General features: G+C 32.0%; 20 protein-coding genes. All 20 read left to right on the top strand.

Annotation, left to right across the window (positions count from 1 at the left end):
* Positions 1-492: 492 nt before the first annotated feature.
* The 20 genes from N4A57_RS06505 to N4A57_RS06410 all read left to right on the top strand — a co-directional run bounded on the left by N4A57_RS06505 (position 493) and on the right by N4A57_RS06410 (position 21,282).
* Positions 493-2,511, top strand: coding sequence for an aminopeptidase (locus tag N4A57_RS06505; protein WP_293656973.1), 2,019 nt, complete (start codon positions 493-495; stop codon positions 2,509-2,511).
* 233 nt (positions 2,512-2,744) lie between these two features.
* On the top strand, positions 2,745-3,587 hold the full coding sequence (locus N4A57_RS06500) for a fumarate hydratase (RefSeq protein ID WP_293656971.1): 843 nt from the start codon (positions 2,745-2,747) through the stop codon (positions 3,585-3,587).
* Between the two features lie 20 nt (positions 3,588-3,607).
* The gene (locus N4A57_RS06495) at positions 3,608-4,153 is read left to right on the top strand and encodes a Fe-S-containing hydro-lyase (protein WP_334303720.1); all 546 of its coding nucleotides are present in this window, start codon (positions 3,608-3,610) and stop codon (positions 4,151-4,153) included.
* Positions 4,154-4,164: 11 nt separating this feature from the next.
* Positions 4,165-5,340, top strand: coding sequence for an NAD(P)-dependent malic enzyme (locus N4A57_RS06490; protein WP_293656969.1), 1,176 nt, complete (start codon positions 4,165-4,167; stop codon positions 5,338-5,340).
* A gap of 570 nt (positions 5,341-5,910) precedes the next feature.
* Positions 5,911-7,218 carry a Na+/H+ antiporter family protein gene (locus N4A57_RS06485; RefSeq protein WP_293656968.1) on the top strand — a complete coding sequence of 436 codons (1,308 nt, stop codon included), beginning with the start codon at positions 5,911-5,913 and terminating at the stop codon, positions 7,216-7,218.
* Positions 7,219-7,507: 289 nt separating this feature from the next.
* Positions 7,508-8,272 (top strand): histidinol phosphate phosphatase, encoded by a 765-nt coding sequence (locus N4A57_RS06480; protein ID WP_293656967.1) that lies wholly within the window; start codon positions 7,508-7,510, stop codon positions 8,270-8,272.
* Positions 8,273-8,636: 364 nt separating this feature from the next.
* Positions 8,637-9,878 (top strand): ATP phosphoribosyltransferase regulatory subunit, encoded by a 1,242-nt coding sequence (gene hisZ / locus N4A57_RS06475; protein WP_293656965.1) that lies wholly within the window; start codon positions 8,637-8,639, stop codon positions 9,876-9,878.
* 11 nt (positions 9,879-9,889) lie between these two features.
* The gene (gene hisG / locus N4A57_RS06470) at positions 9,890-10,534 is read left to right on the top strand and encodes an ATP phosphoribosyltransferase (protein WP_330671472.1); all 645 of its coding nucleotides are present in this window, start codon (positions 9,890-9,892) and stop codon (positions 10,532-10,534) included.
* A complete protein-coding gene (gene hisD, locus N4A57_RS06465; RefSeq protein WP_293656962.1) occupies positions 10,531-11,814 on the top strand; it encodes a histidinol dehydrogenase in 1,284 nt (427 codons plus the stop codon). Before hisG ends, hisD begins: the two co-directional genes overlap by 4 nt.
* Positions 11,811-12,854: a histidinol-phosphate transaminase gene (gene hisC, locus N4A57_RS06460; protein ID WP_293656961.1), complete on the top strand. Its 1,044-nt coding sequence runs from the start codon at positions 11,811-11,813 to the stop codon at positions 12,852-12,854. Before hisD ends, hisC begins: the two co-directional genes overlap by 4 nt.
* 11 nt (positions 12,855-12,865) lie before the next feature.
* A complete protein-coding gene (gene hisB / locus N4A57_RS06455; RefSeq protein ID WP_293656960.1) occupies positions 12,866-13,450 on the top strand; it encodes an imidazoleglycerol-phosphate dehydratase HisB in 585 nt (194 codons plus the stop codon).
* Positions 13,451-13,461: 11 nt separating this feature from the next.
* A complete protein-coding gene (gene hisH / locus N4A57_RS06450; RefSeq protein WP_293656959.1) occupies positions 13,462-14,058 on the top strand; it encodes an imidazole glycerol phosphate synthase subunit HisH in 597 nt (198 codons plus the stop codon).
* Positions 14,055-14,768 carry a 1-(5-phosphoribosyl)-5-[(5-phosphoribosylamino)methylideneamino]imidazole-4-carboxamide isomerase gene (hisA, locus tag N4A57_RS06445; RefSeq protein ID WP_293656958.1) on the top strand — a complete coding sequence of 238 codons (714 nt, stop codon included), beginning with the start codon at positions 14,055-14,057 and terminating at the stop codon, positions 14,766-14,768. Before hisH ends, hisA begins: the two co-directional genes overlap by 4 nt.
* A 355-nt stretch (positions 14,769-15,123) precedes the next feature.
* Positions 15,124-15,894: an imidazole glycerol phosphate synthase subunit HisF gene (hisF, locus tag N4A57_RS06440; RefSeq protein ID WP_330671471.1), complete on the top strand. Its 771-nt coding sequence runs from the start codon at positions 15,124-15,126 to the stop codon at positions 15,892-15,894.
* Between the two features lie 5 nt (positions 15,895-15,899).
* Positions 15,900-16,217, top strand: coding sequence for a phosphoribosyl-AMP cyclohydrolase (hisI, locus tag N4A57_RS06435; RefSeq protein ID WP_293656957.1), 318 nt, complete (start codon positions 15,900-15,902; stop codon positions 16,215-16,217).
* Positions 16,218-16,221: 4 nt separating this feature from the next.
* Positions 16,222-16,551: a phosphoribosyl-ATP diphosphatase gene (gene hisE / locus N4A57_RS06430; protein WP_293656956.1), complete on the top strand. Its 330-nt coding sequence runs from the start codon at positions 16,222-16,224 to the stop codon at positions 16,549-16,551.
* A 232-nt stretch (positions 16,552-16,783) separates the two neighbouring features.
* Positions 16,784-18,442: a glutamine--tRNA ligase/YqeY domain fusion protein gene (locus N4A57_RS06425; RefSeq protein WP_293656955.1), complete on the top strand. Its 1,659-nt coding sequence runs from the start codon at positions 16,784-16,786 to the stop codon at positions 18,440-18,442.
* A 378-nt stretch (positions 18,443-18,820) separates the two neighbouring features.
* Positions 18,821-19,444, top strand: coding sequence for a hypothetical protein (locus N4A57_RS06420; RefSeq protein WP_293656954.1), 624 nt, complete (start codon positions 18,821-18,823; stop codon positions 19,442-19,444).
* Positions 19,445-19,537: 93 nt separating this feature from the next.
* The gene (locus tag N4A57_RS06415; protein ID WP_293656953.1) at positions 19,538-20,266 is read left to right on the top strand and encodes a hypothetical protein; all 729 of its coding nucleotides are present in this window, start codon (positions 19,538-19,540) and stop codon (positions 20,264-20,266) included.
* A gap of 95 nt (positions 20,267-20,361) precedes the next feature.
* The gene (locus N4A57_RS06410) at positions 20,362-21,282 is read left to right on the top strand and encodes a DUF4886 domain-containing protein (RefSeq protein ID WP_293656952.1); all 921 of its coding nucleotides are present in this window, start codon (positions 20,362-20,364) and stop codon (positions 21,280-21,282) included.
* The last annotated feature ends 597 nt before the right edge of the window (positions 21,283-21,879 follow it).

Here is a 21,879-nt window from a genome sequence, read left to right as displayed (position 1 = left end):
TCAGGAAAATATATTGAAAATCTTTTCCACCCAAGTCCTTGTCACAAGCGAAAGTGTGAATCTTCGTATATAGGTTCATGTGTCATGTTGGAGTAGAATAGGATGTTGTGACGTTCCAGGGTTCCAAAGATTTTCAATATATTTTCCCTTATAGGCAAGTTACTGTATAAAACAAATTTAAAACCAAGAAATCTATATAGATTTCGTAGTAATAAATTAATTTTATACAAAAATGTTTTTGGTAATTAAAGGGTTTGTTAGATTTGGTAAGTCGTTAGTCGTCTTTCGTTAAAACCACTAACTACTAACGACCAACGACTAACCTAATAAAATTAATTCCATGTTTTTTCATAAAGGTAAATGTATAAAGCAATTTTAAAACCAAGAAATCTATATTAGTGAAATTTTAAAGAAAAAGATTTATAATAGATATAAATGGTTAAAATTGAATATATAGGATTGTTTCAAAATAAGACATGATGGAGGGGTAGTATGGATATATATAAAGTGTACAATGGATCTATGGATGCATATGAAGAGAAACTAGAGGAAATAAAAAATATAAAGGAAAAAACCCAGGATTCAAAGGATGCTGTAGATGAATTTTTTCATCATACGGCAAAGTTAATATTAAGGTTAGTGGAGTTTAATAAGGAAATTAATGGAGAATACTTTAAGAACTCAATTGAAAAACTTAGAAAAGACAATAATAGTCTATATGATGAGTTAGTAGGAAAAAACTATGATAATTCCTATTCAAATCCTACATTTGCAGTTGAAAGATTAGGAGATGGAATAGGACAGGTCTTTTGTGCCTTTTATAATAAGTACTTAAATTATGTAGATTACATATTTAAAGGAAAATTATTTAAAATAAATGAATTAAATGAGTTTTTCATAAAGGTTTATAATAATCATGAGAGTGAAGAATTAAGCTATGAAAAGTTTAAATATTTAATGGGTGAGCATGTAACAGGTTCATTAGAGGTTAATAATGATCTATTCTTTAAAGAAACTTATAATTTAGATTTTGATTTTTATACTAATATAGTCATGGAATCTGATTTAAATGATTTGTCCTATTTGTTTAAATATGGAAAATACATAAGTGATAATGAAATTAATACGGCTAAATTTTTAAATGGTTATGAAGAAGAAAAAATAGATACCTTAAGTGATAGTATTGTGAAAGCCTATATAGAAGGCTTTGTTAGGGATAATAAGGATATTACAAAGAGGCATAATGTAAGAATTGTAGCTAATGTGGGACAGGAAAGAATAACTAGGGAAATAATTAAAAAACTGAAAGATAATAACTTAAATGGATTTGTGGCAGAAGTCCAATCTACAGAGTACAACAAACAATTTGATTATGACCATAAATTTGATAATGCTATTTACTTAAACTCAGAGTATGAAAAATCATATGTAAAAAGCCTTAAGAGTCAAGTTAAGGAAAATGAAGAAAAATTAAAAGATTACTCTGGAATATTGTTTATAGAAAGATTTGGAGAAGAGCCCTTTTCACCAAGTAGTAAAAAAGAGAGATTGAAATTATCAGATGATCAATTAGGTTTATACCAAAACATGAGAAATGAACTTAGAAAAACTATAGAGGAATATATTCCAGAAAAGGAAAGAAGTTTTTGTATAGTGGCCTTCCCAACTCCAGATATAGGGAATAACTTTGAAGAAATATTTGAAGAGATAATAAAGATTAATATGCTAGATAATAATAAATATGAAAGAATTCAACAACATATAATAGATGCCCTAGACAAGGGTGAATTTGTCCATATTAAGGGTAAAGATGGAAATACTACGGATATATATGTGAAAATGCATGAAATAAAAAACCCGGAAAAGGAGACTAACTTTGTAAATTGTGTGGCCGATGTTAACATTCCATTAGGAGAAGTATTCACGTCTCCAATTTTAAGGGATACTAATGGGATACTACATGTGGAAGATATATATCTAGATGGGTTTAGATATTATAATCTAAAATTAAAGTTTCAAGATGGATACATAACTGAATATTCTTGTACAAACTTTAAAAAGGAAGAAGAAAATAAGGAATATATAAAGGAAAATTTAATATTCCCACATAATACTCTACCACTGGGGGAGTTTGCCATAGGAACCAATACATTAGCCTATGTGATAGCTAAAAAATATGACATTATGGATAAATTACCTATCCTAATAATAGAAAAGATGGGACCCCATTTTGCAGTAGGTGATACATGCTTTTCTTGGGCAGAAGATACGCCTGTTTATAATTTCTTAGATAAAAAGGAGATTATAGCCAGGGATAATGAAAAATCATTACTTAGAAAAACTAATATAAACGAAGCTTATACAAATTGCCATACGGATATAACCCTTCCTTATGAATCCTTAGATACTATAGTGGTTATAAGTAAGGATAAGGAAGAAATAGAGATCATAAGGGATGGAAGATTTGTACTTGAGGGAACAGAGGAGTTAAATGAGCCCTTTGGGGCATAGGTTTAAAGGTTAAGGGAGACAATCTCTTAACCTTTAATTATTGAACTTATCATTTCTGGCTTTGTGTGAGCCTACTTCAGGAAACCATTGAAAATTTTTTCCTTAGTAGGCAAGTTACTTTATAGGGAAAGCTTTGATTTGATAAATTTATAATGAAAATAATCTAAGTTGTCGAAAAATTATAGAAAATTTGTTAAAATTAAGAAGAAAAGATTAAGCGGGAGGGATTATTGTTGAGAGAAATTCATATTGATGAAATTATAGGGTCTGTGAAGGAAATGTGCATGAGTGCAAATTATAATCTAGGTAAAGATGTGATGGATGCATTTAATTGTGCTAAGGAAAGGGAAGAATCACCTATAGGTAGGGGAATAATTGATAATTTAATTAAAAATGCTAATATAGCTAAGGATAATCAAGTTCCCATGTGTCAAGATACGGGAATGGCAGTGGTATTTGTGGAAGTTGGACAAGATGTACATATAACAGGGGGCTTAATTACTGATGCCATAAATGAAGGTGTTCGCAGGGGATATACAGAGGGATATTTAAGAAAATCTGTAGTTAAGGACCCTTTAATTAGAGAAAATACTAGGGATAATACGCCTGCTGTAATCTACTATGACATGGTGCCTGGAGATAAAATAAAGATTACTGTGGCTCCAAAGGGATTTGGTAGTGAAAATATGAGTAAGACTAAAATGTTAAAACCATCAGATGGAATGAATGGTGTAATTGATTTTGTAGTAGAGGCAGTGTCTCAAGCAGGTCCTAATCCCTGTCCTCCTATAGTAGTAGGTGTTGGAATTGGGGGAACGATAGATAAGGCCTGTAACATGGCTAAAAGGGCATTACTTAGACCGATAGGGGAGGCAAGTAGTAAAGAGCACATAAAAGAGATAGAAGAAATACTAATTGAAAAGATTAATAATTTAGGTATAGGACCACAGGGCTTAGGGGGTAGAACTACTGCCTTAACAGTAAATGTGGAAACCTTCCCTACTCACATAGCAGGATTACCTGTGGCTGTTAATATTAATTGTCATGCTTCAAGACATGAAGAAAGAGTTATATAGGGGGAGGAAATAATATGTGTATAAAAAGAATAACAACACCTTTAACGGAAGAAAAGGTTAAGGATATAAAGGCTGGAGATACTGTATATATTACGGGAACCATATATACGGGAAGAGATGCGGCCCATGGAAGATTAATAGAATCATTAAATAAAGGGGAAGAATTACCATTTAATGTGAAAGATCAAATAATATATTATGTGGGACCTGCACCTGCAAAGCCAGGGGCAGTAATTGGTTCGGCAGGGCCTACTACTAGTTATAGGATGGATGATTTAACTATACCTTTGTTGAAACTAGGATTAAATGGTATGATAGGTAAGGGAACTAGAAGTGAAGAAGTAGTAGACGGTATGAAAGAGTATGGAGCCATTTATTTTGCTGCCATAGGAGGAGCTGGAGCATTAATCGCTGATTCCATAAAGGAAGTAGAAATTGTTGCTTATGAGGATTTAGGCCCAGAAGCCATAAGAAAATTAAGGGTGGAGGATTTTCCAGTTATAGCTGTAATAGATAGTGAAGGAAATAATGTATATAAGACAGAAAGAGCAAAATACGAAAAATAGGAGGAGTTAATATGCCTGATTACAATAAATTAGCACTAGAAATCCATGAGGAAAAGAAGGGTAAAATAGCTGTAGCAAGTAAAGTTCAAGTTAAAAATAAGGATGATTTATCTACAGCATATACTCCAGGAGTAGCTCAGCCTTGTAGAGAAATACATAAAAATAAAGATGACGTGTATAGATATACATCAAAGGGAAATTTAGTAGCTGTAGTTAGTGATGGAAGTGCCGTATTAGGCCTTGGAGATATAGGTCCTAGTGCATCTATCCCAGTTATGGAAGGGAAGGCCGTACTATTTAAAGCATTCGGAGATGTGGATGCATTTCCTATTTGTTTAGATACTCAAGATGTGGATGAGATAGTGAAAACTGTAAAACTTATGGAACCTGTATTTGGTGGAGTAAATTTAGAGGATATAGCAGCGCCAAGATGTTTTGAAATAGAATCTAAATTAAAGGAAATATTAGATATTCCCGTATTCCATGACGATCAGCATGGTACAGCCATAGTAGTGGCAGCAGGGGTAATAAATGCATTAAAATTAGTAGATAAGAAAATTGAAGATATAGAAGCCGTTGTGAATGGGGCTGGTTCTGCAGGTATTGCCATAACTAAACTATTATTGAATATGGGAATTAAAAATGTAGTAATGAGTGATATTAATGGAGCCATAACACTAGATAGCCCTGATATTAACTGGGCTCAAAAGGAAATGGCTAAGATAACTAATAAAAATAATGAAAAGGGAGATTTAGGACATATTATGGGGGGAAAAGACTTGTTCATAGGAGTTTCTGCACCTAATATTGTAACGAAGGAAATGGTAAGTTCTATGAATGAAAAATCAATCATATTTGCCATGGCAAATCCAGTACCAGAAATTATGCCTGATTTAGCTAAAGAGGCAGGGGCTTATATTATGGGAACTGGAAGAAGTGATTTCCCTAACCAGGTTAATAATGTATTAGCATTCCCAGGTGTATTTAGGGGTGCACTAGATGTTAGAGCAAGTGACATAAATGAAGAAATGAAAATAGCAGCAGCTTACGCAGTAGCTAATACGGTGAAGGAAGAAGATTTAAGTACAGATCATATATTACCAAAGGCCTTTGATAAAACTGTTGCAGATAATGTGGCACAGGCAGTTAAAAGGGCCGCTAGAGAATCGGGTGTGGCAAGGATATAATCCATAAAAACAAGCTCTAAATTGATAGTTGAAAATGTCAATTTAGAGCTTGTTTTTTTCTCAAATATTAAGAACGTAAGAATGTAGAATCCTTCAGTAGAATAAATTAGCATTATAAATTTATGGATAAATATACAGAAAATATTGAATATACTTTATTTTTAACTATAGCACTTTAATGTGATAAAATGGAGAAGGGATAAAGAGGGAGTGCCGAATTGCTTTGCATAAATAAAGTGATAGCACTGTAAGTTGTTGGGATATATATTCAAACAATTGACAAATTATGTATGAAAATATTATCATATAATTAGAGTTGGAAAAGTCTGAAAAAGGAAATGTCAGAAAATGAAAGTGGCATTGTGTGACTGTGAAAACCTTTTACTTATGAAAAAATGCAAAAATGAAGTATGAGGCATGGCAAATTTCACAATCTTGATTAGATAATAAAGGATCGCAAAAGCCCTTGTATGACAAAGTGAATATTAAGCATTGAAATCAATCTGTCAATAAAATCATTAAAGGAAATTTGTTGGCAGTATGATAAAAAAGAATAAGGGGGAGAATTTTATGTTAACAAATCCAGTTGTAATATCAGTATTTGTAATGACCATATTATGTCTTTGCAAAATGAATGTAATCATATCCCTAATAATCTCTGGTCTTGTTGGAGGATTATTAGCGGGCATACCATTATCTGAAGTAATGGGTATTTTAATTGGTGGTATGGGTGGAAATGCGGAAACTGCCTTAAGTTATGTGCTACTAGGAGCATTAGCTGTGGCAGTAAATAAAACTGGTTTAGCTACTATTTTATCTAAAAATATAGCTTCAGCAATTGCTGGAAGAGGAAAAATATTAGTTTTTATAATTGCCTTTATAAGTTGTTTTTCTCAAAATGTAATACCTGTTCATATTGCATTTATTCCAATATTAATACCTCCACTATTAGGAGTAATGAATAAATTAAAATTAGATAGAAGGGCAGTTGCTTGTGCTTTAACATTTGGACTTAAAACTCCATATATTGCCCTACCTATTGGATTTGGACTAATATTTCACGGAATAATAGCTGATGAAATGACTAACAATGGAATGGCAATTGCAAAAACAGCCGTATGGAAGGGTATGTGGATGCCAGGTCTTGGAATGTTAGTTGGTTTATTAGTGGCAGTACTTATAACATACAGAAAGCCTAGAGAATATGAAGATGTAACTGCTTCTGATGAAGTGGCTGTCACTATGGAAAAAGACATTGAATTTGGGAAGAATCATTGTGTAGCATTAGTAGGAGCATTGGCTGCATTAGTCATACAGCTTACTATAGGATCACTACCCCTTGGAGCTTTAGTAGGACTATTAATTATGATTATTGGTGGAGCTATTAAATGGACTGAGATGGATGAGATGATGGGCGGCGGTATAAAAATGATGGGATTCATAGCCTTTGTTATGTTAGTGGCAGCAGGTTATGGTAGTGTCATAAGAGAAACTGGTGGTGTAGACAGTCTAGTAACTTTAACTGCTAGTATTATTGGTGGAAGTAAATTATTAGGTGCTGTAGTAATGATTTTAATAGGCTTGTTTATAACTATGGGAATAGGTACTTCCTTTGGAACTATTCCAATTATAGCAACTATTTACGTACCCCTTTGTTTAAAGTTAAACTTTAGTCCCCTTGCTACAGCCATACTAATAGGTACGGCAGCTGCATTAGGAGATGCAGGTTCACCAGCATCAGATAGTACATTAGGACCTACATCAGGATTAAGTGTAGATGGACAGCATGACCATATTTGGGACACATGTGTACCAACATTCCTTCACTATAATATTCCACTTGTAATATTTGGTGTTATAGGAGCTTTAATGTTATAAAAAATATGACTTATTATGGAAAGTAATTACCTATTTAGGTAGTTAGGCATATTCAAAAAATAAATTAGTCATTTTACTGGTTATTTGAATCATTTTCTTTGTTATGGAATCGCTCATATATGTTTAATATGTTCACTCCCCATGCCTTGAAAATAATCCAAATTCCTCAGGGATCTGACTAGTTTATTTTTTTATATGCCTTACTTTTTTCGTGTAGGAAAATTAAAAAAGATTGACTCCTAGAATTAATATGATAAAATATATCTTATATTTTCAAAAGGAGGGTACTATGTTTGATACACATGTACATACTAGTATATCTGGTGATTGTAATATGCCTATAGAAGATGCTATAAAAAGAGCTAAGGCATTAGGTATGGGAATGATAGTAACAGATCATATGGATATAAAATATCCTAAAGACAATTTATTTGTATTTGATGTGGATGATTTTTTTAATAGATATGAAAAATATAGAAGTGATAAGGTATTATTGGGAATAGAAATGGGTTTGAGATCTGATGTGATAGAAGAAAATAGGAATTTAGAAAAAAATTATGATTTTGATTATGTACTAGGATCTATTCACGTGGTAAATAGTGTAGACATATATGAAGAAAAATTTTATTTGGAAAAAAGTAAAAGGGAGGCTTACTTAGAGTATTTTAACGGTATGTTAGATGGGGTTAGGGAAAATGAGTTCATAGATAGTTTAGCACATATAGATTATATAGGAAGATATGCAAGGTATGATGATAGGGAAATATATTATAATGACCATAGGGAAATAATAGATGAAATATTAAGGGAAGTGGCAATGAGAGAAAAGTCTTTAGAAATAAATACGAGAAGACTTGGTAATAGGAATACTTTAGATGAGTTATTTAATATTTATAAAAGATTTCATGAACTAGGTGGCAAAACTGTAACTATAGGCTCTGATGGACATACTACAGATAGTATAGGTTCTAATTTTAAAGGGGCAATGGAATTGGCCAGTAGTTGTAATTTGAGACCTGTTTATTATAAAAGAAGGAAATGTGAATATCTATAGATTTCTGGTGTATAAACTTGCTTTATGTGAGCCTATTTCAGGAAACTATTGAAAATCTTTTCCACCCAAGTCCTTGTCACAAGCGAAAGTGTGAATCTTCGTATATAGGTTCATGTATCATGTTGGAGTAGCATAGGATGTTGTGACGTTCCAGGGTTTCAAAAATTTTCAATATATTGTCCCTTATAGGCAAGTTACTGTATAGGGAAAGTTTAGAGTTTACAAATCTATAATATGTGAATAAAGAATACAAAAAAACACTTGACAGTTGACTAGTTCAACTGTTATTCTTTTTTATATCCACTTTATCACGCTAAAGTGATGAAGTGGATATAAAAAAGAATTATGAAAGGAAATTATAGATATGAGGGTGACTACGGATGGAGTTAGGGATGTATTATTCTCTGAGGCGAGGGAAAAGAAGAGGATAGAATCGACCATAAGAAATGTCTTTAGGAACAGGGGGTATGATGAAATCATATCTCCCACATTAGAATTTTATAATTTATTTAATGAAGGACATTGGCCTATAAGTGAAGAGGTTATGTATAAGCTACTAGATAGGAAGGGCAATATATTGGTTTTAAGACCTGATATGACCCTCCCTATTGCACGGATAATATCTTCAAGAATGAAGAGTATAATCACTCCTACAAAGGTTTTTTATACTTGTAATGTTTATAGAATCAATGAAAGTTTAAAGGGAAAATTAAATGAATTTACTCAGGGGGGCATTGAAATAATAGGTTCTTCAAGTATAAAGGCAGATGTGGAAGTAATAGTAACAGCCATAAGTACACTTAGGGAACTTGGATTTAGTGAATTTAAAATAGAGATAGGTCACAGTGGTTTTTATGGGGCCATAACTAAAAAATTAAATCTTAATAGAGAAAAGGAAAAAGAGCTAAAGGAACTTGTGGAGAATAAGAATTCTTTAGGAATTAAGAAGTTTTTGAAAGATAAACATATGAATCTTGATGATAAATACATTGATTTATTCACTAAGCTCCCTAATCTATTTGGAAATATGGATATTATCCATGAAGTGGAAAGTTTAATAGAAGATAAGGATGAAAAGGATGCTTTAGAAGAAATTAAGAATATTTATTATCTTGTAGATTCATTAGGATTATCTAAATACTTATCCATAGACTTAGGTATGATACAGGATATGAGTTACTACACAGGCATTGTATTAAAGGGCTATGTGAATAATTTAGGAGAAATAGTTTTAAGTGGTGGTAGATATGATAAATTATTTGAAACCTTTGGAGAGAAAATGCCAGCAACGGGTATGGCTATAAATATAGATTCATTAGCTCAATTGGTACATGTGGAAGATAAGGTTAAGAATAAGAAAATATTAATTTGGTACGAAAGTGATTTTATAAAAGAGGCAAGTTACTTTTATAAAGAGCTAAAATATACTTATAAGGTAGAAATGTGCTTATTAGATTCTAAATATGATTGTATTAAATATTTTAATGAGAAATCATATGATTATTTAATAGAAATTAGCTCATTAGAGATGGTATACATAAGAGGGAATGAAGAAACTATAGAAATTCATTATGATAAGGTAGTTGATTTTTTAAAGGGGGAGTAAAGTTGTCTCTAGTGCGTGTGGCCTTGACTAAGGGAAGGCTTGAGAGGGAAAGTATTAAGATATTTAAAAGTATTGGTATAGATTCAAAGGAACTGGAAAATAAGGGCAGAAAAATAATTTTTAAAAGTGATGATGATACTTTAGAGTTCATACTGGTGAAGGCTAAAGATGTACTTACTTATGTGGAACACGGTGCAGCAGATATGGGCATAGTAGGAAAGGATACTATCTTAGAGGAAACAAGAGATTTTTATGAAGTATTGGATTTAAAAGTAGGAGGATGTAGGTTTGCCTTAGCATCTACACCAGAATTTAAATTAGATGGCTCTTATAAGAGAAAAAAGATAGCTACAAAATATCCTAATGTGGCTAGAAAGTATTTTGTAGATAGAGGAGAAGATGTGGAAATAATTCGTATAGAAGGGTCTGTGGAAATAGCTCCAATACTAGGATTAACAGATGCTATTGTGGACATAGTACAAACGGGTAGAACCTTAAAGGAGAATGGATTAATAATAATAGATGAAATATGTCATGTAAGTGCCAGAATGATAGTTAATAAGGCCAGTATGAAAATGAAAAAGGATCAAATATCTTCTATTATTAGAAAGTTAGAAAACTACTTAGACAATTATGGAGAGGAGGCCCTAGGGTGAACATATTAAAAACGGAAATTGAGATAGAGAAGTACATAGATACTTTGAAAAATAGAGATAATCAGGTTCAAGAGCATGTGTTAAAAGATGTGGATAAAATATTAAAGGACGTGAAAGACCAGGGGGACAGGGCCCTTTTAGAATATACTTATAAGTTTGATGGGGTATTATTAAAGGATTTTAAAGTATCTAGGGAAGAAATGAAAAGGGCCTATGAAAAGGCAGATAAATCCTATATAGATGCATTAAAAATTAGCATAGAAAATATTAAAAACTTTCACCAAAGACAACTTAGGAACTCATGGATTGACAATGGAAAAGAGGGAATCATATTAGGTCAGCAAATTAGACCTCTAAAAAGAGTTGGAGTATATGTACCTGGTGGAAAGGCAACCTATCCATCCTCTGTACTTATGAATGTAATACCTACAAAGGTTGCAGGGGTAGAAGAGGTGATCATGGTAACGCCACCAGATAGGGAGGGTAAAGTTAACCAAGTTGTACTGGCAGCAGCATATATGGCAGGAGTAGATAACATATATAAGGTAGGTGGAGTTCAGGCAATAGGAGCTTTAGCCTATGGAACAGAATCTATTGACAAAGTAGATAAGATAGTAGGTCCTGGAAATATTTATGTGGCCCTAGCTAAGAAGCAGGTATTTGGAAATGTAGATATAGATATGATAGCAGGTCCTAGTGAAATATTAGTTATAGGAGATGAATATGCAAATGAAAAGTTTGTAAGTGCTGATTTAATATCTCAAGCAGAGCATGATGAATTGGCATCATCCATATTAGTAACTACTAGTGAGGAATTAGGTAAGAAGGTTCAAGTGGAATTAAGGAGACAGATTGAGGAAAGAAATAGAAAAGAGATTATAGAAAAATCTTTAAATGATTATGGAGTAATAATAGTAGTAAAAAATATGGAAAAAGCCATAGAGGTAGCTAATAAAATAGGTCCAGAACATTTGGAGTTAATGGTGAAAGATCCATTTGTATACTTAGGGCAAATAAAAAATGCAGGTTCAGTATTTTTAGGTGCCTATTCACCCGAGCCCCTAGGAGATTATATGGCAGGTCCAAATCACGTGTTACCTACAAATACAACGGCAAGATTTTTCTCACCACTTGGTGTAGACGATTTTATAAAAAAATCTAGTTATATATATTATTCAAAGGAAGCTCTTGAGAATATTGGGGAAAATATAATTAATTTTGCCAATGTGGAGGGGTTAGATGGACATGGAAATTCTATTAAAGTGAGGTTGGAAGAATGAGTACGTTTAAAAGGGAAGACCTAAAAAATTTACAACCCTATGAAGTGGAAAAAGAAAAATATGAAATAAAGTTAGATGCTAATGAAAGCTTCATAGAATATGAAGAGAAAATAAAAGATGAAATGGCAAAGGTTATTAAAAAGGTAAGTTTAAATAGGTATCCAGATGGTTCTTGTGAAGAACTATGCAGATTGTATGGAAAGTACATAGGTGTAGATGAGTCTAATATAGTGGCTGGTAATGGGTCTGATGAACTTATTGGAGTTATAATGAATGCCTTTTTAAATAGGGGTGATACATTAGGAACGGTTTTTCCCGACTTTTCAATGTATAAAGTATACTCTCAACTATTAAGTATAAACTTCAAGGAAATATATGACTATACAATGGATGAAATATATGTTGATTTAATAATAGAAAATATAAATGAGTCTAAATGTGACCTATTTATTTTATCTAATCCTAACAATCCAACGGGTAAGATAATTGGCCGCAGTGACATAATAAAATTATTAAAGGGTGTAAATTGTCTAGTGGTTATAGATGAAGCATATATGGAATTTGCAAGTGAATCTGTGGTGGATCTAGTTAATGAATTTGAAAATTTAATAGTACTAAGGACTTGTTCTAAGGCTTTAGGTTTAGCTTTTTTGAGATTAGGATTTTGTATATGTAATAAGGCCTTAAAAAATGAAATCTTAAAGGCAAAGTCTCCCTTTAATGTGAGTGGATTAAGTGGAGAATTGGGGAAAGTAGTTTTTCAAAATAGGGAAGTAATATATGAAAATATAGATAGGCTATTAAAAGAAAGGGATAGGGTATATGAAAAATTAAAAGGTAATAAAAATCTACAGTGTGTAAAACCTAATGGAAACTTCATATTTATTAAAAGTGATTATGCAGATCGTATATATGAAAAACTTTTAGATAGGGGAATTAGAGTTCGTAATTTTAGTGGAAAATTGAAAGATTATTTCAGAATTACAATAGGAAGTGAAAAAGATAATGAAAGGCTTTTACATGAACTTTTGAAAATTTAGGAGAGGTTAAAATGAGTAGGATTGGGAAGTTAGAAAGAAAGACGGGAGAAACTGACATAAAGGTGGATATAAATCTAGATGGTAGTGGGAAGTATTTTGTAGATACGGGAATAGGATTTTTAGATCATATGCTGGAGTTATTTGCTAAACATGGAAACTTTGATTTAGATGTGAAGGCCAAAGGGGATTTAAATGTGGATTGTCATCATACTGTGGAAGATGTGGCTATTGGGTTAGGTTGTGCTATTAATAAAGCCTTAAAGAAAAATATTAAATTAAAGAGATATGCCACTGCCTATACACCTATGGATGAGACCTTGTCATTTATTTCACTAGATATAAGTGGAAGACCCTATTTAGTATTTAATGGTGAATTTACTGTGGAAACAATTGGAGATTTAGATACGGAAATGATAGAAGAGTTTTTTAGGAGTTTAGTATATAACAGTAAAATAACTGGCCACTTTAATATATTGTATGGGAAAAATAATCACCACAAGGCAGAAAGTCTGTTTAAAGGATTTGGGAGGGCCCTAAAGGAAGCTGTAATTATAGAAGATACTTTATTATCTACAAAGGGATCAATTGAAGTTTAAGGAGTGAGAATATGATTAGTGTAATAGATTATGGGATGGGGAACTTACAAAGTGTTTCCAATTCCCTAAATTATTTAGATATTCCCTTTATAATAACTAATAATAAAGAAGAAATAAAAAAATCCAAGGCCATATTAATTCCAGGGGTGGGAGCCTTTTATGATGCCATGAAAAATATGAAAGATATGGGTCTTGATAAACTTATTAAGGAAGAAAGTCGTAAAAAGGCCATATTAGGAATTTGTTTGGGGATGCAAATATTGTTTGAAAAGGGTCAAGAGGTAAAAGAAACAGAAGGATTAGGCCTATTAAAGGGAACTATTAAAAAGCTAGAAGTGGATTATAAGGTTCCCCATATAGGTTGGAATAATATAAAAATAACTAATAAAAACGAAATATTAAAGGATATAGATAATGAGTATGTGTATTTTGTTCACTCCTATTATGCAGATACATTAGATCCTGTGGTAGATGCCTATTGTGACTATGGAATAAAAATACCAGCCATAGTTAGTAAGGGAAATATATATGGTATGCAATTTCACCCTGAAAAAAGTGGAGCAGTAGGTATGAGATTATTAAGGAATTTTTGGGAGGGAGTAAAATGATAATATTTCCAGCTATAGATATAAAGGGAGGAAAGTGTGTAAGGTTATATCAGGGAGATTTTAATAAGATGGAAATTGTGGAAGATAATCCCTTGAGAATTGCTAAAGAATTTGAAATGTTAGGGGCAGAATTTTTACATATGGTGGATTTAGATGGAGCCCTAAAGGGGGAATCAGGAAATTTAGAGATAATGGGAAATATAGTTGAGAGTATAAACATTCCTGTTCAAATAGGTGGAGGAATTAGGCATATGAGCAAAGTGGAAAGATTAATGGATATGGGAGTTGCTCGTGTCATACTTGGGACTAGTGCCATTAGGGATAAGGAATTTTTAATAAAAGCTTTAGAGAAATATGGAAATAGGGTGGCCGTTGGAATAGATGCTAAGGATGGTTATGTGGCAGTGGATGGATGGACTGATGTGAGTTCTATCAATTATATAGATTTTGCTAAGGAAATGGAAAATATAGGAGTTAGGACTATTATATATACAGACATTAGTAAGGATGGAACACTAAAGGGGCCTAATGTGGATGGGTTGGTTAAACTAAAGGAAAATACAAATATGCATATAGTAGCATCAGGGGGAATAAGTTCTTTGGATGATTTAAAGACTTTAAGGGAGAAGGATTTTTATGGTGCCATAGTAGGTAAGGCCATATATAAGGGGAAAGTAAAGTTGGATGAGGCTATTTTCATTAATAAGTGAATTGTTTTAAGTTGAGGTATGTGGACTTACTTGGGTAATATGAGTAAAAATGTTTAGAAGTTAAGTTACTATGGATTTCTGGTGTATAAACTTGCTTTATGCGGGCCTATTTCAGGAAAATATATTGAAAATCTTTTCCACCCAAGTCCTTGTCACAAGCCAAAGTGTGAATCTTCGTAGATAGGTTCACGTGTCATGCTGGAGTAGCATATGCTGTTGTGACGTTCCAGGGTTCCAAAGATTTTCAATATATTTTCCCTTATAGGCAAGTTACTGTATAAGGAAAGTTTAGTGCTGATAAATCTAGATATAATAAATTGATTAAAAGATCAGAAAGAGTTATGAGAGTGGAGGGATGATTGAGGTGCTTACTAAGAGAATAATTCCCTGTTTGGATGTGAAGATGGGGAGGGTTGTTAAGGGGGTAAACTTTGTGGGACTTGAGGATGTGGGAGATCCTGTGGAAATTGCTAAGGAGTATAATGGGCATAAGGCAGATGAAATCGTGTTTTTAGACATAACTGCATCTAAAGAAGGTAGAAATATTATGTTAGATGTGGTGAGAAATACGGCTAAGGAAGTGTTTATTCCACTGACTGTAGGTGGAGGAATAAGTACAGTGGAGGATATGAAAAATATATTGAGGGCTGGGGCTGATAAGGTATCTATAAATTCTAGTGCTGTTAGAAATCCTAAGTTAATAACAGAGGGAGCTAAAATATTTGGAAGTCAAGCCATAGTAGTGGCCATAGATGGGAAAAGGAGAGCAAATGATAAGGGATGGAATGTGTATGTAAAAGGTGGAAGTGTAGATACGGGTATGGATTTAGTACAGTGGGCTAAAAAGGTAGAATCCCTTGGGGCTGGAGAAATACTTTTAACTAGTATGGATGGAGATGGAACTAAAGGTGGATTTGACATGGAGCTTACAAAGGCTGTCTGTGATGGAGTTAATATACCTGTAATAGCTTCTGGTGGATGTGGTAAAATAGAGGATTTTCATGAAGTCTTTGACAAATGTAATGTGGATGCAGCCTTAGCAGCTTCTATTTTTCACTACAGGGAATCTACTGTAAAAAAGGTTAAAGAATATTTGAATGAAAAAAACATTCCTGTAAGGTTGTGATTAATATGAATGAATACAATATAGATTTTTCAAAGGGATTAGTTCCCGCTATTATACAAGATTATGAAAGTGGGAAAGTTTTAATGTTAGCTTACATGAACGAAGAATCTTTTAAAAGGACTATAGATACTAAAAAAACTTGGTTTTACAGTAGGTCTAGACAAAAGTTATGGAACAAGGGAGAGTCATCAGGAAATTTTCAGCATGTGAAGGAAGTTTATATTGATTGTGATAGGGATACTATTTTAATAGGGGTAAAGCAAGATGGAGTAGCCTGTCATACGGGAACAAAATCTTGTTTCTATACTAAAATATTAGGGTGATTATATGGAGAATAATATACTTAAAGGTCTATATGAGACAATAGAAAATAGAAGGGATAATCCTAAAGAGGGTTCATACACTTCCTATTTGTTTGAAAAGGGAATAGATAAAATATTAAAAAAAGTTGGAGAAGAATGTACTGAAACCATAATAGAGGCTAGTAAGGGTAATAGAGATAACTTAAAAGAAGAAATAGGAGATTTAGTATATCATCTTATGGTACTTATGGTTCAAATGGATGTAGACTTAGATCATATAGGTAATATACTAGCCATTAGGCATAAGATACAAAACAATAAGAAACCAGAGAGAAAAGAAATAGAAAAATGGTAAAAAGCATATAAAAAAATATAATAATTATTTGCCATATAGAAAAAAATACTAATATAATGTTAGTATTTTTTTCTATATGTCTATGAGTAGGCTCTTCCAAGCTGGAAAAGAGACAATTTTTGTGATATATTTGTATAAATGGAATAAATACATGCGTCTTTCTAGTACAATATGTACTATTAGGTCCCATTATATAAAGATTATATTTAAACTTAAAAGGAGTTGTTAGACGATGGAGAATAATCATGTTCCTTCAAATTTTATAAGGAATATAATTATTGATGATTTAAAGTCAGGAAAACATAAGGAAATAGTCACACGTTTCCCACCAGAGCCAAATGGCTATTTACATATAGGCCACGCAAAGGCCATATGCTTAAACTTTGAACTGGCAGATGAATTTCAAGGTAAGACTTATTTACGTTTTGATGATACTAATCCAGTAAAAGAAGATGTGGAATATGTTGAGTCTATAAAAAAAGATGTAGAGTGGTTAGGGTTTCATTGGGATGGATTATATTATGCATCAAACTATTTCCAAGAAATGTATGATAGAGCCCTATTATTAATTAAAAAGGGTAAAGCCTTTGTATGTGATTTAACTGCTGAGGAAATTAGAGAATATCGTGGATCTTTAACGGAACCAGGTAAGGAAAGTCCTTATAGAAATAGATCTGTGGAAGAAAACTTAGATTTATTTGAGCGTATGAAAAAGGGTGAATTTGAAGATGGAGAAAAGGTATTAAGAGCTAAGATTGATATGGCTTCTCCTAATTTAAATATGAGAGATCCTGTTATCTATCGTACAGTTCATACAACTCATCATAACACGGGAGATGACTGGTGTATTTATCCTATGTATGATTATGCCCATCCACTAGAGGATGCCATAGAGGGAGTAACCCATTCATTATGTTCATTAGAGTTTGAAGATCATAGACCACTTTATGATTGGGCTGTAAGAGAATGTGAAATGGAATGTGTGCCAAATCAATACGAATTTGCAAGACTTAACATGACAAATACGGTTATGAGTAAGAGAAAATTAAAATTATTAGTAGATGAAAATGTGGTAGATGGATGGGATGACCCAAGAATGCCTACTATATCGGGTCTTAGAAGAAGAGGATATACTCCTGAGTCCATAAGAACCTTTGCTAAGGAAATTGGAATTGCTAAAAATAACTCTACTGTAGATTCTCAAATGCTTGAGCATTTCATAAGGGAAGACTTAAAGTTAAAAGCTCCTAGAACTATGGGTGTATTAAGACCTCTTAAAGTAGTTATAACAAACTATCCAGAAGATCAAGTAGAAATGCTTGAAGCAGAAGTTAACCCAGAGAATCCAGAAATGGGAACTAGAATGATTCCATTCTCAAGAGAAATATATATAGAACAAGAAGACTTCATGGAAGAACCTCCAAAGAAGTATCATAGATTATACCCTGGAAATGAAGTAAGATTAAAGCATGCATACTTCATTAAGTGTAATGATGTGATTAAAGATGAAGATGGAAATATAGTAGAAATTCACTGTACGTATGACCCAGAAACTAAGAGTGGTACAGGATTTACTGGAAGAAAAGTAAAGGGTACGCTTCACTGGGTAGACGCTAAGAGTGCGTTACCAACTGAATTTAGATTATATGAACCACTATTATTAGATGAAGCACAAGAATCAGGAAAAGATTTCTTAGATTGTATAAACCCTAACTCTATGGAAATATTACAAGGTTTCATTGAGCCAAATATGGCTGAATCAAAGGCACAAGACAAGTTCCAATTTTTTAGACATGGATATTTTAACGTGGATTCTAAGTACTCTAATGATGAAAAATTAGTATTTAATAGAATTGTAGCTTTAAAGAGTTCTTTCAAAATTAAAAAATAGATAAGACAAAGATGTGGCTAAAATTAGTCACATCTTTTTAATTATTTAGATGGAATTTTTCATATAAGGGAGAGGTGAATTTAACCTATGTCTTGGTGATACTAAAAGACTAAGAAATAATTTTTTTATATTTTGCAACAAAGTCTGTTACTAATGGGTACTTTATGCTTATTGTAAAAAAATGTATAATTATGTTAAAATGTAGAGAGAAATGAGTGCTTAAATAATATACAATAGCATATTTGTATAGGAAGATTATTTATACATATTTTCATTGAAAAGTTAATTTATTAGAGAATACAAGTAATTAACTATTAATTTTTCCATAAAAAAATAAGACTAAAATAATTAGTAAATTTAGATTAAGGAGATAGGAAAATGGATGAAAGTTTACTAAAGGGACAAAGAATGGTTGGGTTAAGTATAGTTATTGGGATACTATTTGGAATTGTTAATATTATAATGCTTATAAATATATTAAGCTTAGACATATCAAATATTACTATAGTAGCACTCATAATAATAAATGAGATAATAATTGGAATTATAGGAATGAAACTATATAAAGGACATGAATGGGCAAGATGGGTTATGATAGTATTCTTTCTATTAGGAATAATTCTTTCTTTAAAGGATTTTCAATTAAAGGTGGGATATATATTTTGGGAAGATAATATGAATACTCTAAGCCCTAATACGATTTTTGTAGTTATAAATACAATTGTAATGTTACAGTTTATATTCCATAAATCTGTTAAAAGGTTTATGGCGTATAAAAGGAAAGAAAGATGTAATACGAATTCTAGTGCCAATAACACACCAGAAGCATTAGTTATGAAAGAGAGAGCTAGAAATTTTGGCATGTACATATGCTATATATTAGGATTGGCAATAGTACTTGCATTTGCTGAAGGTGGACATATGTGGATCAGTTTTATTTTTTTTATTATAGTGGTGGGAGCATTTAAGATAAGTTTTTATATATTTCCCATAAAAAAATAAAATTAATATGGTTTTGTCCAAAATAAGGGAATGTAAACCCCAGTGTATTTCTTATGTAGTAGCTGTAAATCTTTATAAAAGGAGTATATAAACGTGAAGATGAGTAGATGGAAACTTTATGGAAGATGTAAAAAGATCGTTAATTATTATTTACAAATAGGATTTATGCTTACTATAATATCTGTGGTTATTGGTTACATGCTTACAAAGGATGATGTTGTACGGTTCGTAGTACTAGTAGCATTAACAATCATAGCCATGAGTTGGAATTGTGCTGAAGGATATTATAAATATTTACACGATATATTATTTAGAAAAGTATCAAAAGAAGTACTGTACGTATTTTCTTACCATAATTCAAAAAGACTATCCGATAAAGAAGATTGGATTATTGAGAAAATACGATCTTATAAAATGAAACGTGTAACAATGCGCTTTTATACTGAGTATCAGCAAAGTGTAATCGAGCATAATCGTCGAATGAATGAGATAAAAGCACCTAAGAGAAAAAGAAAGTGTTTAACAAATCCAGGTCCTAAAGTATTTGAGTGTTTTTGTGTACCCATGTGTAAAGACTTTAAAAAGGAAGATAAAATAGAAATATGTTATTTAAAAGGAAGTAATACAATAGTAGAGCTAAAAAAACTACCAAAAGAAGAATTGAATGTTGAATTGTGTTTAGAGAAAAAAGATCAGGCTCTAGAAGAAGTAGAAAAGGACTATAAGTTGAAGAAAATAATAGGAACAATTATTTTTACTAGTATTTGTATATGTATGTATTTATTTTTATGTTTAATAGCTATTGTTGTGGGTGCATATTGAAATAGAGTATATGAGCCTATTGTATATAAAATATATTCTACTAGATTTAATAGGGAATGATTTACAGGGGGGGAATTGTAAAAAAACGAAGCATTATGAACCTATATGAAAAATTTACAATGGGACAAAAAATTTATTCAAAGATGAAAGAAGGTAAAGAGATGAAAAGAAAGAACATAATTTATTTTGTATTAATATTGGCTATGGGGATTTTAATTTCAGGTTGTAGCCTTAGTAAAAGTACTAGTAGTGAATCGACTAAAATAGAAGTACTTGATTTTTCTCAAAAGGTGAATTTGAAAAAGGCAAGTAAACCTATTAAAGAAGATGCTAATATACTTTTTGTAGGTAATAGTTTTACCTTTTGTAATGACTTACCAAGTACATTTTTAAATCTTGCTGAAAGTGGTGGATTCACACCAAATGTTAGTGAACTCTCTGAAGGAGGATATAGACTTGAATTATTTGCTGACCCTAATGATGAATTGGGGAGTCTATTAACTTCAGCTTTAAATGATAGTAAATGGGATTATGTAATATTACAAGAGCAAAGTCGAATTCCAACCTTTGAAAATATGACAGAAGAAGTCATGTATCCTAATGCAAGAAAATTAGATGAAATGATAAAAAAAGCAGATGGACAAACTGTATTCTTCATGACATGGGCCTATAAAAATGGAGATAATATTGATGGTGGAAATATAAAAGTATCAACTACACGTGAAGAAATGCAAACACAATTAGCTAATAGTTATATTAAAATAGCTGATGAATTAGATGCTATGATGGCACCAGTAGGGATAGCATGGATGAGGGCAGCTGAAAAATATCCTAATATTGAACTTTGGGATGAAGACCTGAAACATCCATCACCAGCAGGTACATATCTTTCTGCATGTGTTTTCTATGGATTATTATTTGATGAAAGTCCAGTTGGTTTAAATTATTATGGTGATGTGGAAGAAGAAACAGCTAAAGTTTTACAACAAATCGCAAAGGATATAATTTTTCAATAATTAAGTAAAATGCTTGTATACTAGCAAAGTATACAAATATGTGCCATGATTACATGAAAATGCATATATGAGAAGTAAAAATTGTTAGTAGACTGTGAACGAGGCAAGATATGCTAAAATCTTATTAAGATGTGCAGATTTTGTGCAAATCCACATATATAGGCAAAAGTAGTTTTGAAAATCAATAAATTAAAGAACTGGGGCTTGTTCAGAATCTGTTTTTATAGGTAATGAACTATACTATGATAATGGTGTAATGTGAGTATTTTATGGGAAACTTAAGCACTCTGACTCTTATCTTTATGATAGGGGTTGGGAGTGCTATTTTCATTTTAAAAGGATATTTTTACCAATAAAGACACTCTCAGTAAATGATTCAATTATATATGCCTAACATATATAGCGCATATTGTTATACCACTATAGATTTCTGGTGTATAAACTTGCTTTATGCGGGCCTATTTCAGGAAAATATATTGAAAATCTTTTCCACCCAAGTCCTTGTCACAAGCGAAAGTGTGAATCTTCGTATATAGGTTCACGTGTCATGTTGGAGTAGAATAGGATGTTGTGACGTTCCAGGGTTCCAAAGATTTT

Source organism: Anaeromicrobium sp. (assembly GCF_025210435.1).
GTDB lineage: Bacteria > Bacillota > Clostridia > Peptostreptococcales > Thermotaleaceae > Anaeromicrobium.
Note: the sequence above shows the minus strand (reverse complement) of the source record. Positions and strands in the feature narration are given on the sequence as shown.

Coding starts and splice junctions, on each gene's coding strand:
- N4A57_RS06410 (WP_293656952.1), top strand. CDS start 20,362: ATGAACCTATATGAAAAATTTACAATGGGACAAAAAATTTATTCAAAG.
- hisH (WP_293656959.1), top strand. CDS start 13,462: ATGATTAGTGTAATAGATTATGGGATGGGGAACTTACAAAGTGTTTCC.
- N4A57_RS06485 (WP_293656968.1), top strand. CDS start 5,911: ATGTTAACAAATCCAGTTGTAATATCAGTATTTGTAATGACCATATTA.
- N4A57_RS06490 (WP_293656969.1), top strand. CDS start 4,165: ATGCCTGATTACAATAAATTAGCACTAGAAATCCATGAGGAAAAGAAG.
- hisF (WP_330671471.1), top strand. CDS start 15,124: ATGATTGAGGTGCTTACTAAGAGAATAATTCCCTGTTTGGATGTGAAG.
- N4A57_RS06420 (WP_293656954.1), top strand. CDS start 18,821: ATGGATGAAAGTTTACTAAAGGGACAAAGAATGGTTGGGTTAAGTATA.
- hisA (WP_293656958.1), top strand. CDS start 14,055: ATGATAATATTTCCAGCTATAGATATAAAGGGAGGAAAGTGTGTAAGG.
- N4A57_RS06480 (WP_293656967.1), top strand. CDS start 7,508: ATGTTTGATACACATGTACATACTAGTATATCTGGTGATTGTAATATG.
- hisB (WP_293656960.1), top strand. CDS start 12,866: ATGAGTAGGATTGGGAAGTTAGAAAGAAAGACGGGAGAAACTGACATA.
- hisZ (WP_293656965.1), top strand. CDS start 8,637: ATGAGGGTGACTACGGATGGAGTTAGGGATGTATTATTCTCTGAGGCG.
- hisE (WP_293656956.1), top strand. CDS start 16,222: ATGGAGAATAATATACTTAAAGGTCTATATGAGACAATAGAAAATAGA.
- N4A57_RS06425 (WP_293656955.1), top strand. CDS start 16,784: ATGGAGAATAATCATGTTCCTTCAAATTTTATAAGGAATATAATTATT.
- N4A57_RS06505 (WP_293656973.1), top strand. CDS start 493: ATGGATATATATAAAGTGTACAATGGATCTATGGATGCATATGAAGAG.
- hisI (WP_293656957.1), top strand. CDS start 15,900: ATGAATGAATACAATATAGATTTTTCAAAGGGATTAGTTCCCGCTATT.
- hisC (WP_293656961.1), top strand. CDS start 11,811: ATGAGTACGTTTAAAAGGGAAGACCTAAAAAATTTACAACCCTATGAA.